The 13,795-nt window shown below is 70.7% G+C and carries 13 protein-coding genes and 1 tRNA gene; 11 read left to right on the top strand and 3 right to left on the bottom strand.

Annotated features, from left to right (window positions below; translation table 11 throughout):
• Positions 1–127: 127 nt before the first annotated feature.
• Entirely contained in the window at positions 128–769 is a 642-nt protein-coding gene (locus ABZ434_RS25680) for a GNAT family protein (RefSeq protein ID WP_359141342.1), read from the top strand.
• Between the two features lie 168 nt (positions 770–937).
• Here the strand turns inward: ABZ434_RS25680 and ABZ434_RS25675 are convergent, their stop codons facing one another.
• On the bottom strand, positions 938–1,807 hold the full coding sequence (locus tag ABZ434_RS25675) for a helix-turn-helix transcriptional regulator (RefSeq protein ID WP_359141339.1): 870 nt from the start codon (positions 1,805–1,807) through the stop codon (positions 938–940).
• Between the two features lie 79 nt (positions 1,808–1,886).
• On the opposite strand from ABZ434_RS25675, the gene ABZ434_RS25670 reads away from it, so the two are divergent.
• The 4 genes from ABZ434_RS25670 to ABZ434_RS25655 all read left to right on the top strand — a co-directional run bounded on the left by ABZ434_RS25670 (position 1,887) and on the right by ABZ434_RS25655 (position 5,266).
• Positions 1,887–2,654, top strand: coding sequence for an SDR family oxidoreductase (locus ABZ434_RS25670; RefSeq protein ID WP_359141336.1), 768 nt, complete (start codon positions 1,887–1,889; stop codon positions 2,652–2,654).
• A 209-nt stretch (positions 2,655–2,863) separates the two neighbouring features.
• Positions 2,864–3,076 (top strand): 4-oxalocrotonate tautomerase family protein, encoded by a 213-nt coding sequence (locus tag ABZ434_RS25665; protein WP_359141333.1) that lies wholly within the window; start codon positions 2,864–2,866, stop codon positions 3,074–3,076.
• A gap of 263 nt (positions 3,077–3,339) precedes the next feature.
• Complete coding sequence (locus ABZ434_RS25660; protein ID WP_359141330.1) at positions 3,340–4,371, top strand: ABC transporter substrate-binding protein; 1,032 nt, start codon at positions 3,340–3,342, stop codon at positions 4,369–4,371.
• A 1-nt stretch (position 4,372) separates the two neighbouring features.
• Positions 4,373–5,266, top strand: coding sequence for a siderophore-interacting protein (locus ABZ434_RS25655; RefSeq protein ID WP_359141327.1), 894 nt, complete (start codon positions 4,373–4,375; stop codon positions 5,264–5,266).
• Between the two features lie 65 nt (positions 5,267–5,331).
• Here the strand turns inward: ABZ434_RS25655 and ABZ434_RS25650 are convergent, their stop codons facing one another.
• Positions 5,332–6,993 (bottom strand): beta-N-acetylhexosaminidase, encoded by a 1,662-nt coding sequence (locus ABZ434_RS25650; protein WP_359141324.1) that lies wholly within the window; start codon positions 6,991–6,993, stop codon positions 5,332–5,334.
• Positions 6,994–7,322: 329 nt separating this feature from the next.
• On the opposite strand from ABZ434_RS25650, the gene ABZ434_RS25645 reads away from it, so the two are divergent.
• Together ABZ434_RS25645 and glmS are read left to right on the top strand one after the other, a co-directional pair.
• The gene (locus tag ABZ434_RS25645; protein WP_359141321.1) at positions 7,323–7,598 is read left to right on the top strand and encodes a hypothetical protein; all 276 of its coding nucleotides are present in this window, start codon (positions 7,323–7,325) and stop codon (positions 7,596–7,598) included.
• A gap of 83 nt (positions 7,599–7,681) precedes the next feature.
• A complete protein-coding gene (gene glmS / locus ABZ434_RS25640; RefSeq protein WP_359141318.1) occupies positions 7,682–9,511 on the top strand; it encodes a glutamine--fructose-6-phosphate transaminase (isomerizing) in 1,830 nt (609 codons plus the stop codon).
• A gap of 419 nt (positions 9,512–9,930) precedes the next feature.
• On the opposite strand, the gene ABZ434_RS25635 is transcribed toward glmS, so the two are convergent.
• Positions 9,931–10,452: a universal stress protein gene (locus tag ABZ434_RS25635; protein ID WP_326662001.1), complete on the bottom strand. Its 522-nt coding sequence runs from the start codon at positions 10,450–10,452 to the stop codon at positions 9,931–9,933.
• Between the two features lie 413 nt (positions 10,453–10,865).
• Between ABZ434_RS25635 and ABZ434_RS25630 the strand changes: the two genes are divergently transcribed.
• The 4 genes from ABZ434_RS25630 (at position 10,866) to ABZ434_RS25615 (ending at position 13,601) form a co-directional block, all read left to right on the top strand.
• Entirely contained in the window at positions 10,866–11,159 is a 294-nt protein-coding gene (locus ABZ434_RS25630; protein ID WP_359141315.1) for a hypothetical protein, read from the top strand.
• Between the two features lie 391 nt (positions 11,160–11,550).
• On the top strand, positions 11,551–12,789 hold the full coding sequence (locus tag ABZ434_RS25625) for a helix-turn-helix domain-containing protein (protein ID WP_359141312.1): 1,239 nt from the start codon (positions 11,551–11,553) through the stop codon (positions 12,787–12,789).
• 10 nt (positions 12,790–12,799) lie between these two features.
• Entirely contained in the window at positions 12,800–13,402 is a 603-nt protein-coding gene (gene orn, locus ABZ434_RS25620) for an oligoribonuclease (RefSeq protein ID WP_359141309.1), read from the top strand.
• Positions 13,403–13,528: 126 nt separating this feature from the next.
• Positions 13,529–13,601 (top strand) — tRNA-His (locus ABZ434_RS25615).
• Positions 13,602–13,795: the final 194 nt, after the last annotated feature.

The raw sequence follows: 13,795 nt of genomic DNA, 5'->3' as shown, positions 1-13,795 counted from the left end.
CTGCGTCGGCGCATCGAGCGGATACCGACGGCGTCGGCGCAACGACTCGGGAATCGGTCCCCCTACGGCCGGACCGGCCTCCGCAATTCGTTCGACAGCCGTCCTCCGTCCCCGGCAGAGTCGATCCATGAAGCCGCAGCACTGGCCCCTGTACGGGCTCCGCATCCGCACCCCTCGCCTGGAACTGCGTGTGCCGGACCTGGAGTTGCTCGACGAGCTGGCCTCGGTGGCCGCAGACGGGGTGCATGCCCCGGACGCCATGCCCTTCACCGTTCCCTGGACCGACGGCCCGCCCGCCGAACGCGGCCGGGCGGTGTTCCAGCATGTGCTGGGCACGGTCGCCAACTGGCAGGCGACGGACTGGTCGTTGAGCCTCGCCGTCCTGCACGAGGGCCGGGTGGCCGGCCGGCAGGACCTGATGGCGAGGAACTTCGCGGTGACCGGGGAGGTCAGCACCGGCTCCTGGCTGGGGCTCGCCCACCAGGGCCGGGGCATCGGCACCGAGATGCGGGCCGCCGCCCTGCAACTCGCCTTCGCCGGGCTCGGCGCCGGTGCGGCCGTCTCGTCGGCGATGACGGACAACCCACGCTCACTGGGCGTCTCGCGGCGGCTCGGCTACCTCCCGGACGGACTGACGGTCGCCGCACTGCGGGGCGAACGGGTCACGCTCCAGCGGCTGCGTCTGGAGCGGGACCGGTGGGAGAAGCACCGCACGAGCGGGATCACGGTCGAGGGGCTCGACGGCTGCCGGGAGATGTTCGGCGCATGACTCTCCCGGTGCATCCCTACGTACGGGGCCGGAGCGGCCAGGACCACTTCCTGGACGATCCCGACCACGGGCACACGCCGGCCGGGTCGGAGAGCAGCCGGACCAAGCCGTAAGGCTCGCAGCCCGTGCGCGGCGGGTACGTCGAACCGCTGCGCGGCGGAGCGGCTGTCAGCGTGCCGGTCCGGCGACTTCCTGGGTACCGAGGACGGCGAGCAGGTCCAGGAGCTCGGCGCTGTCCGTGCCGACTGCGGGGGTGAACCAGAGCAGCCGCTGCCGGCCGTCCTCGCTGAACAGGTTGAGGCAGTTGACCTCGATCAGGCCGAGTGCGGGGTGGTTGAGGCGTTTGCGGTCGTTGCGCCGGAACGCCACGTCGTGGTCGGCCCACAGGGCGGCGAACTCCGCGGAGGTGCCGAGCAGCGAGCTGATCATCGAGGCGGCTTCGGTGTCCTTGCCCTCTCGTCCGGCGGCGGCCGCCCGCAGGTCGGCGACGAAGGCCCGGGACTGGTGAGCATGGTCGGCTTCGGGATACAGCTGCCGGGCGTCGGGTTCGGTGAACCACCGGTGGACGAAGCTGGCCCGGGCGCCCCGGAAGCCGGACTGGTCCCCGAGCAGGGCCACCGCCAGGGGGTTCTGTACGAGGGTGACATGCAGGTCGGTGATGACCTGTGCGGGTGTGGACGTCAGACGGGTGAGCAGGTCGAGCATGCCGGGGTGGACGTGCGAGGCCGGGCCGCCGGGCGCGGGCACCGGGCGGTCGGCCAGGTGGTAGAGGTAGTCGCGCTCGTCGGCGGTCAGGCGCAGGGCTCTCGCCAGCGCGGCGATCATCTGTTCGGACGGCTGCGATCCGGCGCCGCGCTCGAGTTCGTTGTAGTAGTCCACCGACGCGCCGGCGAGCTGGGCGACCTCGTCGCGGCGCAGCCCAGGCACCCGGCGGCGCGGCCCGTGGGGAAGTCCCACGTCGGCCGGGCGGATGCGTGCACGCCGCGAACGCAGGAAAGCTCCCAGCTCGGCGTATTTCACAGAACCCATACCTGCCATTGTGCGTCCGGCCGGGATGGCGGACACAGGGGATGACATCCCCTGGTTCCGCCGGCCGGCGCCGCGCATCGTGGAGGGCATGACGACGAACCAACCCCCGACCACTCCCCCTCCGGCGGCCCTGCGGACCGCCGTCGTGACCGGCGGATCACGCGGCATCGGCCGGGCGGTCTCCCTCCAGCTCGCCCGGAACGGCCTCGCCGTCGTGGTGAACTACGCCCGCGACGCGGTCGCCGCCGAGGAGACGGTGGCGGCGATCACCGCCGCCGGCGGGCGGGCGGTCACCGCGCGGGCGGACGTGGCGGACGAGCACGCGGTCGCCGCCCTGTTCGACCGGGCGGAGCAGGAGTTCGGCGGCGTGGACGTCGTCGTGAACTGCGCCGGCCGGCTCGCTCTGTCGCCCATTGCCGACCTCGACCTCGCGGTGCTCGACGCGGTGCACCGCACCAACATCCGCGGCACCTTCGTCGTCGCCCAGCAGGCCGCCCGGCGGCTGCGCGCGGGCGGCTCGTTCGTGGCGTTCTCGACCTCCGTGGTCGGTACCCAGTTCCCTGCCTACGGTGCGTACGCGGCGAGCAAGGCGGCTGTCGAGTCGATCACGCTGATCCTCGCCCGCGAGCTGCGCGGGCGGGACATCACGGTGAACACCGTCGCCCCCGGCCCCACGGCGACGGACCTGTTCCTGGAGGGCAAGACGCCCGAGCAGATCGACCGGCTCGCCAAGAGCCCGCCCCTGGAGCGTCTGGGCACCCCGGAGGACATCGCCCGGGTGGTCGCCTTCCTCACCAGCCCGGCAGGGCACTGGGTGAACGGCCAGATCCTGCGGGCCAACGGGGGCATGGTGTGAGGACGCAGCCGAAGGCCATGCTGCTCACCGGCGCATCCGGTTGTTCCACGCGGCGTTCCTCCGCCGTGCCCGCACCAACCACCCTCTGACGCCGCCGCCCGGCCTCCGACCACGCCGGCCTCAGCCGGGGATCGGCCCCCGTGGGCCACACCTCCACGGACCTCTGCCTCCGCGTCGCGGAGAAACCCACTCAAGGAGACAAGACACCCATGCCCTTCGCCCATTTCAAGGTCCCCGCGGGCACCCTCACCGCCGAGGACAAGAAGAAGATCGTCGAGCGCACAACCGACCTGTACGCCGAGATCTACGGTGAGCGGGCCCGCCCCACCACCGTCGTACTGGTCGACGAGGTCCCCGACGGCGGCTGGGGCGTCGCCGGCAACGTCCTGACCGCCGCCATGCTCAACGGCGACAACGCCTGACCTCCGCCTGCTGGTTGGGCCCGGCGCCACGGCGCCGGGCCCCGGCATCATGATGGCCGCCGAGCCGGTGGCCGCAGGCGGGGCACGCATGCCCGGAGGCGATCGCCCAGCGGTTCCTGGAAGACGACGGCGTCATCGTCCGGTGAGCCCGGGTGTGCGGGCCCGGGGGGCATCCTGAAGCTCGACAGTTCGTGAGGTTAGGCTAACCTTCGCTCGAACTTGTCACCGGCCGGTCTCCGGCTCGTACGAAAGCGGACTCCGTCATGCGCACTGCCCGAGTGTCCCGTCCCACCCGTCGCGGCCTGCTGGCCATGGGCGGCGCCGTTGGTCTCGGCGCCGTGCTCGCGGCCTGCGGCGACGGCGACTCCAAGGACTCCGGTTCGACCGGCTCCAAGAGCGCCGACGCCGGGCCGTGGAGCTTCAAGGACGACCGCGGGCAGAGCGCCGAGGCCAAGTCCGTCCCGAAGAACATCGTCGCCTTCACCGGCGTCGCCGCCGCGCTCCACGACTACGGCGTCGAGGTCAAGGCCGTGTTCGGCCCGACGAAGACCAAGGACGGCAAGCCCGACGTGCAGGCCGGCGACCTGGACATCAGCAAGGTCGAGATCCTCGGCAACGTCTGGGGCGAGTTCAACGTCGAGAAGTACGCCGCACTCGGCCCGGACCTGCTGGTCACCGCGATGTGGGAGAAGGACGCCCTCTGGTACGTGCCGGACGCGTCCAAGGACAAGATCCTCAAGCTCGCCCCGAGCGTCGCCCTGTGGGCCGCCCAGACCACGATCCCCAAGGCGATCCAGCGCCACGAGGACCTCGCCGCCTCGCTCGGCGCCGACGTGAAGGCCAAGGCGGTCACCGACGCCAAGGCGCGCTTCGAGAAGGCCGCGGCCCGCCTGCGCGCCGCCGCGAAGTCCAAGCCGAACATCAAGGTGATGGTCGGCTCGGCCAGCCAGGACCTGTTCTACGTCTCGCTCGCCAAGACCTCCGCCGACACCCTGTACTTCCAGGAGCTGGGCGTGAAGTTCGTGGAGCCGAAGGTGAACGCGGCGGGCTTCTTCGAGGAGCTGAGCTGGGAGAACGTCGACAAGTACGAGGCCGACATCATCATGATGGACAACCGGTCCTCGGCCCTGCAGCCCGACGCCCTGACCTCCAAGCCCACCTGGGCGCAGCTGCCCGCGGTGAAGGCCGGCCAGGTCGTCCCGCGCACCACCGAGCCGATCTACAGCTACGACAAGTGCGCGCCGATCCTCGAAGACCTCGCGAAGGCCATCGAGGACGCGAAGAAGACCGCCTGACATGCCGACCGCGCCCGAGGCCGACCCCTTCCGGCTCTTCCGGCTGACCGTCCTGCGCACCCGGCGGCTGGGGCCGTCCATGCTGCGGGTCACCTTCGGCGGGCCGGGGCTCGACGGGTTCGCCTCCGGGGGCCGCGATCAGAGCCTGTCGCTGTTCCTGCCGCACCCGGGCCAGCCGGAACCAGTCGTTCCGGTCGATAACGAGGGCAACTGGTTCGAGCCCTGGCGGGCGCTTCCGGCCGAGGAGCGGGCGGTACTGCGCTCGTACACGGTGCGCGCACAGCGTCGTACGGAAGGCGGTTCGGCCACCGAGGTCGACATCGATTTCGCGCTCCACGAGGACGGCGGTCCGGCATGCCGCTGGGCCGCCGCGGCCTCCCCCGGTGACGTCCTGAAGGCGCTCGGACCGGCGGTCGAGGACAACACTGCCGTCCGTTTCCGTCCGCCCGAGGACACCGACTGGGTGCTGATCTGGGCCGACGAGACGGCACTGCCCGCCGCGACGGCCGCCCTGGAGTGGCTCCCGGCCCCGCTGCGGGCACGGGTCTGGCTGGAGGTCCCGCACGCCGGGGACCGCCAGGAGATCGACACCGCGGCCGACGCCCGGATCAGCTGGCTGGTGCGGGACGGGGCGGACACGCCGGATGTCGTGGCGGCCGTGCGGGCCACCGGACTGCCCGAGGGCACCCCGTACGTCTGGATCGCGGGCGAGGCGTCCACGGTGCGGGCACTGCGGCGGCACCTGGTGCGCGAGCGCGGCATCGACCGCAAGCGGGTGACGTTCGTGGGGTACTGGCGTCGCGGCCTGAGCGAGGACCGGCTCCGCGAGGAGGCCGCGTCGCCCCCGTCCGACTCAACAAGCCCGTCCGACTCAACAAGCCCGTCCGGCGATTGAGGACGACACCCGAGCCGCCCGGCGGCCAGGGGCCTCACACCCCCCACCGCCGGACGGCTGCACGCTCAGCCCGCCGCAGCCGGCTCAGCCGGCCACGGCACCTGGGGCGACCGGTAGTAGTCGATCCCCATCGCGGTGAACCGCGGCCCGAGCGCCGCGAGCCGCAGCTTGTACGTCTCCCAGTCGTGCGTCTCGGCCGGTGACCAGCCCAGCTCCGCCGCCCCGGGCAGCCGCGGGAACGCCATCACGTCGATGTCGTCGCTGTCCGTCAGGGTCTCGGCCCAGATCGGCGCCTCCACCCCTAGCACCGCGTCGGCCGGGGTGTCGGCGAGGTAGGTCGCCGGGTCCCAGTCGTACGAGCGCTGCACCTCGACCAGGCCGGCCCACTTCAGGCCCAGTTCGGTCTGCTCGTTGTACTTCATGTCGAGGTACACGCGGTCCGCCGGCGACAGCACGAGCTTGGTGCCGTTCTTCGCCGCGTCCGCCACCTGCTTACGGTCCGCGGCGCTCGTCTTGTCGTAGCCCCAGTACTGGGCGACGGCACCCTTGACCGGGGTGGCTCCGGTGAGCTGGTGCCAGCCCATGACGGTCTTGCCGTACGTGCCGACGACGGCCTGCGCCTTCTCCATGATCTTGGCGTAGTCCTCGTGGCTGGTGGAGTGCGCCTCGTCACCGCCGATGTGGATGTACCGCCCGGGGGTCAGCTCGGCGAGCTCACGGATGACGTCGTCGATGAAGCGGTACGTGACGTCCTTGGCGGCACACAGCGAACTGAAGCCGACCTTGGTCCCGGTGTAGAGCGGGGGTGCGACGCCGTCGCAGTTCAGCTCCGCGTACGAGGCGAGGGCCGCGTTGGTGTGGCCGGGCATGTCGATCTCCGGCACCAGCTCCAGATGGCGGGAGGCCGCGTACCGCACGATCTCCTTGTACTGGCCCTTGGTGTAGTAGCCGCCGGGCCCTCCTCCGACCTCCGTGGAGCCGCCGTACGTGGCCAGCCTGGGCCAGGAGTCGATGGCGAGGCGCCAGCCCTGGTCGTCGGAGAGGTGCAGGTGGAAGGTGTTCATCTTGTAGAGCGCGATCTGGTCGATGTAGCGCTTGACCTCGTCGACCGAGAAGAAGTGCCGCGAGACGTCCAGCATCGCGCCCCGGTAGGCGTAGCGCGGCGTGTCCGTGATGCTGCCGCCCGCGACCTTCCAGGGGCCCTTCTGGCGGCTGTCGCGCTCGACCTGGGCCGGCAGGAGCTGACGCAGCGTCTGGACGCCGTGGAAGAGCCCTGCGGGCTTGCGGGCGGTGATGGTGACCGAGCCGCGCCCGGAGGTCAGGGTGTAACCCTCGGCGCCCAGCTTGCTGTCGTGGGAGTGGAGCCGGAGCCGGATGCCGTCGGAACCGGCCCGTTCGGTGACCGGCAGGGCGTAGCCGGTGGAGGGGCGCAGCACGTCCGCCAGGTATTCGCCGACCTTTCGGGCCTCGCCGGACGAGCCGTCGACGCGGATCCGGGTGGCGCCGGTGATGGAGTACGGGGATCCGCCCGGCCTCACCGCGGCGGGGGCGGGCACGACCTGGCCCAGCGGCCGGGGCGCCGATGCGGCGGAGCCGCTGCCCGCAGCGGACGCCGTGGGGGCCGCGCAGGCGGTGGAGATGCCGGCCGCCGTGACGAGAAGCAGCGAGCCGAGAAGTCGGGGTAGAGCACGGGGAAGAGCACTGCGCTGCGTCGTGTGCAGTCTCACAGCCGGGTCCCTTTCTGCTGGTTCACACCTGGATCTCCTGACCATTCGCACCGTCGCCATGCGTACCGCGTGCCTCACGGATGGTCAAGGTTTAGACCACTTCCCCGCGCCGTCCGCGCCTCAACGTGGCCGACCGTCCGGGGCGTATGGCCGAATTCATCCCGTCGGCCCGCACCGCTCCTCCGCGTCCGGGCGACTTGGGGCCCTACACGGCACCAAGGCGCTCCGGAATCGCCCAGAACGGAAAAACAAGCGCCACTCGACCCCATATCTGCCCGATATCGGGCAGGATTGTTGCGCCGGGGCGCCTTCCGCCGCAATATCGACGGGTGCTCGAACGCCGCTCGTCGCATGACGACCTCATTGACCACCTGGTGCGCAGCACCGCGCTCCCACGCGGTGAGGCAGCCCGGGTGATCCTCGACGTACTGGCCTACTTCGACGAGACGACCGACACGTTCGTCCGCCGCCGCCACCGCGAACTGCAGTCCGGCGGCCTGGTCAACACGGAGATCTTCGAGCGGATCTCGGCCGAGCTGCCGCACCGCGCGGTCGCACCGCCGGAGCTCTCGCTCCGCCAGCTGCGCCGCATCGTCTACGGCTGAGACCGGCGGAACGTCAGGCCGGTCCACGGCCGGGCACCCACTTACTTGCTTGTACCTGTACGTCGATGGAGGGCAGAGACTCTATGTGCGGAATCGTCGGTTATATCGGAAAGCGTGATGTGGCCCCGCTGCTGCTGGAGGGCCTGCAGCGGCTGGAGTACCGGGGTTACGACTCCGCGGGCATCGTCATCACCGGCAAGCCGGCGGCCGGCAAGCCCGCCGCGCTGAAGATGGTCAAGGCCAAGGGCCGGGTCCGCGAGCTGGAGTCCCGGGTACCCAAGCGCTTCACCGGCACCACCGGTATCGCCCACACCCGCTGGGCCACCCACGGCGCCCCCAGCGACGAGAACGCCCACCCCCACATGGACGCCGACAACAACGTCGCCGTCGTTCACAACGGCATCATCGACAACGCCTCCGAGCTCCGCGCGAAGCTCGTCGCCGACGGCGTCGTCTTCCTCTCCGAGACCGACACCGAGGTGCTGGTCCACCTGATCGCCCGCTCGCAGGCCGTGACGCTGGAGGAGAAGGTCCGCGAGGCGCTGAAGTCCGTCGAGGGCACGTACGGCATCGCCGTCATGCACGCCGACTTCAACGACCGCATCGTCGTCGCCCGCAACGGCTCCCCGGTCGTGCTCGGCATCGGCGAGAAGGAGATGTTCGTCGCCTCCGACGTCGCCGCCCTGGTCGCGCACACCCGCCAGATCGTCACCCTGGACGACGGCGAGATGGCCACCCTCAAGGCCGACGACTTCCGTACGTACACGACCGAGGGCTCGACCACGACGGCCACGCCCACCACGGTGGAGTGGGAGGCCGAGTCGTACGACATGGGCGGCCACGACACGTACATGCACAAGGAGATCTCCGAGCAGGCCGACGCCGTGGACCGCGTGCTGCGCGGCCGCATCGACGACCGCTTCTCCACCGTGCACCTGGGCGGCCTGAACCTGGACGCCCGCGAGGCGCGCGGGGTCCGCCGCATCAAGATCCTGGGCTGCGGCACCTCGTACCACGCGGGCATGATCGGCGCCGGCCTCATCGAGGAGCTGGCCCGCATCCCCGCGGACGCCGAGCCCGCGTCCGAGTTCCGCTACCGCAACCCGGTCGTGGACCCCGACACCCTGTACGTCGCCGTCTCCCAGTCCGGTGAGACGTACGACGTGCTGGCCGCGGTCCAGGAGCTCAAGCGCAAGGGCGCCCGTGTCCTCGGCGTCGTGAACGTCGTCGGTTCGGCGATCGCCCGGGAGGCCGACGGCGGCATGTACGTGCACGCGGGCCCCGAGGTCTGCGTCGTCTCCACCAAGTGCTTCACCAACACGGTGGTCGCCTTCGCCCTGCTCGCCCTGCACCTGGGCCGCATCCGCGACCTGTCGGTCTCCGACGGCAAGCGCATCATCGAGGGGCTGCGCAAGCTGCCCGAGCAGATCGGTCGGATCCTCGAGTCTGAGGACGAGATCAAGAAGCTGGCCGAGGAGTACGCGGGCGCGCAGTCGATGATGTTCATCGGCCGGGTCCGGGGCTACCCCGTCGCGCTGGAGGCCTCCCTGAAGCTCAAGGAGATCTCGTACATCCACGCCGAGGCCTATCCCGCCTCGGAACTGAAGCACGGCCCGCTCGCGCTCATCGAGCCGGCGCTCCCCACGGTCGCGATCGTCCCGGACGACGACCTCCTGGAGAAGAACCGTGCGGCCCTGGAGGAGATCAAGGCCCGCAGCGGCCGCATCCTCGCCGTGGCCCACCGCGAGCAGGAGAAGGCCGACCACACCATCATCGTCCCGAAGAACGAGAACGAGCTGGACCCGATCCTGATGGGTATCCCGCTGCAGTTGCTCGCCTATCACACGGCCCTGGCCATGGGCCGGGACATCGACAAGCCGCGCAACCTGGCGAAGTCCGTCACCGTCGAGTAGTCACCCCCGGACGCCGCAGCGGCCCCGTACCCACTTCCCGTGGGTGCGGGGCCGCTGCCGTATGCCAACGGCGGCACTCCGGGGGCGAGATGGGACCGCCGCGGCATCGCATGCGATCGCCCTGCCGCCCGTGACGCTTATGCACCCTTCACACACGCACAATCCACGTCTACAGACCGGTAGCTTCGGTTTTTCCGCTGTTTCCGTAGTCGAGTTGACGCCACGTCCGTCCGTTCCGGACGGAAAGAGACCGGCCGTCGGCCCGAGCGGGACCACCACGGACGGAAAAGCGGACCTGAAACAGACCGCCCGCTCCCGGCCTGCGCGGGAACGGGCGGTACCGGCACCACGGATGTCGAGGGCGACTGCGCACACGGGTGCGCGCGGCAGGTACTCAGGAACTACGGGAGCTACAGGAGCTACGGGATGACGACGACCGGGCGCTGCGCGCGCCGTGCCAGCCGGCCCGCCACCGAGCCGAAGATCCGCCCGACGATCCCGTGCGTGGATCCCACGACGATCGCGTCGGCCGAGTACTCCCGGCCGACCTCCTCCAGCTCGTGGCAGATGTCCCCGCCCCGCTCGACGAGCACCCACGGCACCTCGGAGAGGTAGTCCGCGCAGGCGAGCTCCAGCCCGAGTACCTCGGTGCGGTGATCGGGGACGTCCACGAAGACGGGCGGCTCGCAGCCCGCCCAGACCGTGGTCGGCAGCCGGTTGGCGACGTGGACGATGATCAGGCCGGAGCCCGTCCGCCGGGCCATGCCGATGGCGTAGGCGAGAGCCCGCTCACTGGAGGTCGAGCCGTCGAAACCGACGACGACACCGTGCCGGAAGGCGGGATCGCAGGAATGGCGTGCGTCTTCGGCCGCCTGCTGGTCCGACCGAGGGTCGGCTACCTGCTTGCGGTCCGCGGGTTCGGGGATTTCGTGACCGGCCATCGGTGTCTCGGCGAAGAGAGTCCTCGTGAGGAGAGCGACGTGGGAAGCTGCGTCAGCGGGCGGTGTTGCGGTGTCCGGGAATCATCTTCCCAACCCCTTACCCCCAAGGGTACGGCGCCACTCCTCCACTGCCCAGACCCGCGCACAGCGCGTGCGACGTTTCACGGAGCATGCCCGACACCGCCCCGTATGGCAATGCCGGTTGCGCGGTACACCGACGTCGCGGGCCCCGGACGGCCGCAATCGGTGACCCCGCGGGGCCCCGTCCGTTAGGGGCTGTGAGGAGTTGTCGTCCCGCGGCGGGTGCGCGGGACAGGCCCCGCCACGTGTCCGTGCCCCGCGCACCCGCCGCGGGGTCCGCCGCCGTTCCGTACCGACCGGAACGGTGGCCGAGCCGCTCCAGGGAGCACCCCGTGCCCGCACGCGTCCCGCCCGCCCATCCGGAACCCGCCGCGCAGCCGGCGACCGACGTGGTCCGCTGGGCGGTATTCGGCTGCCTGCTGGTGCCGGTCGTCCTCCTGGCACACGGCGACTCCCCCGGCGGCGCCGCGGTCGTGGCTCTCGGCCTGGCAGCGGTCACCGTGGCCTGCCGGGTGCTGCTCCGCCGATCCGCCCGGACGGGCGCCCGCGAGAACGCCCGCCCCGGCTCCCGCCCGGCCGAGGGGGCGCACAGGAGTGACCGCCCCAGTCGGGTCGTGCGCCGGTAGAACGACTGATTTCCGCACACGCGACCGTATATTTTCAGCCAACTTCAGGACTCAGTCGATTCCTTGTCGAATTGGCCGATCAACCCCCTTGCCAGCAGGCAGGAAGAGACCAAGCGGTACGCTTCCACCCCATGGGGACGGGCCATGAACGCCCGGCGCACTTCCCTGCACGACTCACGAGTGAAACGCTTCGTGATCGAATGCTTCCCGCCAGGTTGCCTTGTCGACATAAAGCCGGTTGGTGAACTTGTCACGACGGCACCACGGGACGCAGTAGATTCGATCTTGGGTGTCGAAGGCTGGGGACTCGTGCACGACCGAGGGGACATGTGCAGGTGCGACAGGCCCGTAAGGACCAGGAAGACGCGAACACCGAGGGGGGCTTAGCGTCATGAGCCAGGACTCCGCCACCGCAACGGAGGCTGTACGGAAGCTGAGCGGGCGCCGACGTCGTGAGGTCGTCGCCGTGCTGCTTTTCAGTGGTGGCCCCATCTTCGAGAGCTCCATTCCGCTCTCGGTGTTCGGGATCGACCGCCAGGACGCGGGAGTTCCGCGTTATCGGTTGCTCGTGTGCAGCGGCGAAGAGGGACCGCTGCGCACCACAGGGGGACTCGAACTGACCGCGCCCTACGGGCTGGAGGCGATCAGCAGGGCCGGCACCGTCGTGGTGCCCGCCTGGCGGTCGATCACCTCGCCACCGCCCGTGGAGGCGCTCGACGCGCTGCGCCGTGCCCACGAGGAGGGCGCACGCATCGTGGGGCTGTGCACGGGGGCCTTCGTGCTCGCCGCCGCCGGCCTGCTGGACGGCCGCCCGGCCACCACGCACTGGATGTACGCACCGACGCTGGCCAAGCGCTATCCGTCGGTGCACGTCGATCCGCGCGAGCTCTTCGTCGACGACGGCGATGTGCTCACCTCCGCCGGGACGGCGGCCGGCATCGACCTCTGCCTCCACATAGTCCGCTCGGACCACGGCACGGAGGCCGCCGGGGCACTGGCCCGCAGGCTCGTCGTGCCGCCGCGGCGCAGTGGCGGTCAGGAGCGCTACCTCGACAGGTCTTTACCGGAGGAGATCGGCTCCGACCCGCTCGCCGAGGTCGTGGCCTGGGCGCTGGAGCATCTGCACGAGCAGTTCGACGTGGAGACGCTGGCCGCGCGCGCCTACATGAGCCGGCGGACCTTCGACCGGAGATTCCGCTCGCTCACCGGCAGCGCACCGCTCCAGTGGCTGATCACCCAGCGGGTGCTGCAGGCGCAGCGGCTGCTGGAGACGTCCGACTACTCGGTCGACGAGGTCGCGGGCCGCTGCGGCTTCCGCTCGCCGGTCGCGCTGCGCGGGCACTTCCGGCGCCAGCTGGGCTCCTCCCCCGCCGCGTACCGGGCCGCGTACCGGGCCCGGCGGCCGCAGGGCGCCGGGCCGGAGCAGGTCCTCACGGCGACCGAACCGGTGGTGCCCACCCAGGGCACCTCGGCGAGCCGTCGCCCCCCGGGGCCGGCTCCGACGGGCCAGTCGCAGTCGGGCCCGTCCACGGCTGTCGCGGACGGGCTCCGCGGGGAGCACGGGAAACCGGGCTCCGAGGCGTACGCCACGGGCCGCCCGGCCCTGCCGGGGCAGCGGAGCGCCCCGTAGGGTGGGGCGCATGAACGACCGCATGGTGTGGATCGACTGCGAGATGACCGGGCTCTCGTTGACGGAAGACGCACTCATCGAGGTGGCCGCACTGGTCACCGACTCGGAGTTGAACGTGCTCGGCGAAGGGGTGGACATCGTGATCCGCCCGCCGGACGCGGCGCTGGAGACCATGCCCGAGGTGGTGCGGCAGATGCACACCGCCTCGGGCCTCCTCGACGAGCTGGCCGGGGGCACCACCCTGGCCGACGCCGAGGAGAAGGTCATGGCCTACATCCGCGAGCACGTGAAGGAGCCCGGCAAGGCTCCGCTCTGCGGGAACTCGGTCGGCACCGACCGCGGTTTCCTGTCGCGGGACATGCCGACGCTGGAGGGCTACCTCCACTACCGGATCGTCGATGTCTCCTCGGTCAAGGAGCTGGCCCGCCGCTGGTTCCCGAGGGCGTACTTCAACAGCCCGGACAAGAACGGCAACCACCGGGCGCTCGCCGACATCCGTGACTCCATCACGGAGCTTCGGTACTACCGCGAGGCGGTCTTCGTCCCGCAGCCGGGGCCGGACTCTGAGCGCGCCAAGTCGATCGCTGCGCGCCTGTCGCAGCCCTCGGCCTAGGTCCTCGCGAAAGCCGCTGGTCACGGCCCTTTCGAGGGCCGGGATCGGCGGCTGAACAATGAGGGCGCGAGCACCCTCTCGGACCCTGTACACTTTTTCTCGGCCGGTCGGAAACGCCCGGACATGGTGGGTATAGCTCAGATGGTAGAGCACCTGGTTGTGGTCCAGGATGTCGCGGGTTCGAGTCCCGTTACTCACCCTGAATGATCAAGGGCCGATCCGTGAAAGCGGGTCGGCCCTTCGTCATGTCCCCGCGCACGGGACGCATCAGGTCCCGGGCGGGACCGGTGCGAGCCGATCCACGTCGCCCCCTCACGACGAGCAGCGTGGAACCGAGGCCGAACCCCCGGCAGCAAGATCTTTCTGCAACTGTGGACCACCGACACCGCTGTC

The organism is Streptomyces sp. NPDC005761, assembly GCF_040630635.1.
GTDB lineage: Bacteria > Actinomycetota > Actinomycetes > Streptomycetales > Streptomycetaceae > Streptomyces.
Note: the sequence above shows the minus strand (reverse complement) of the source record. Positions and strands in the feature narration are given on the sequence as shown.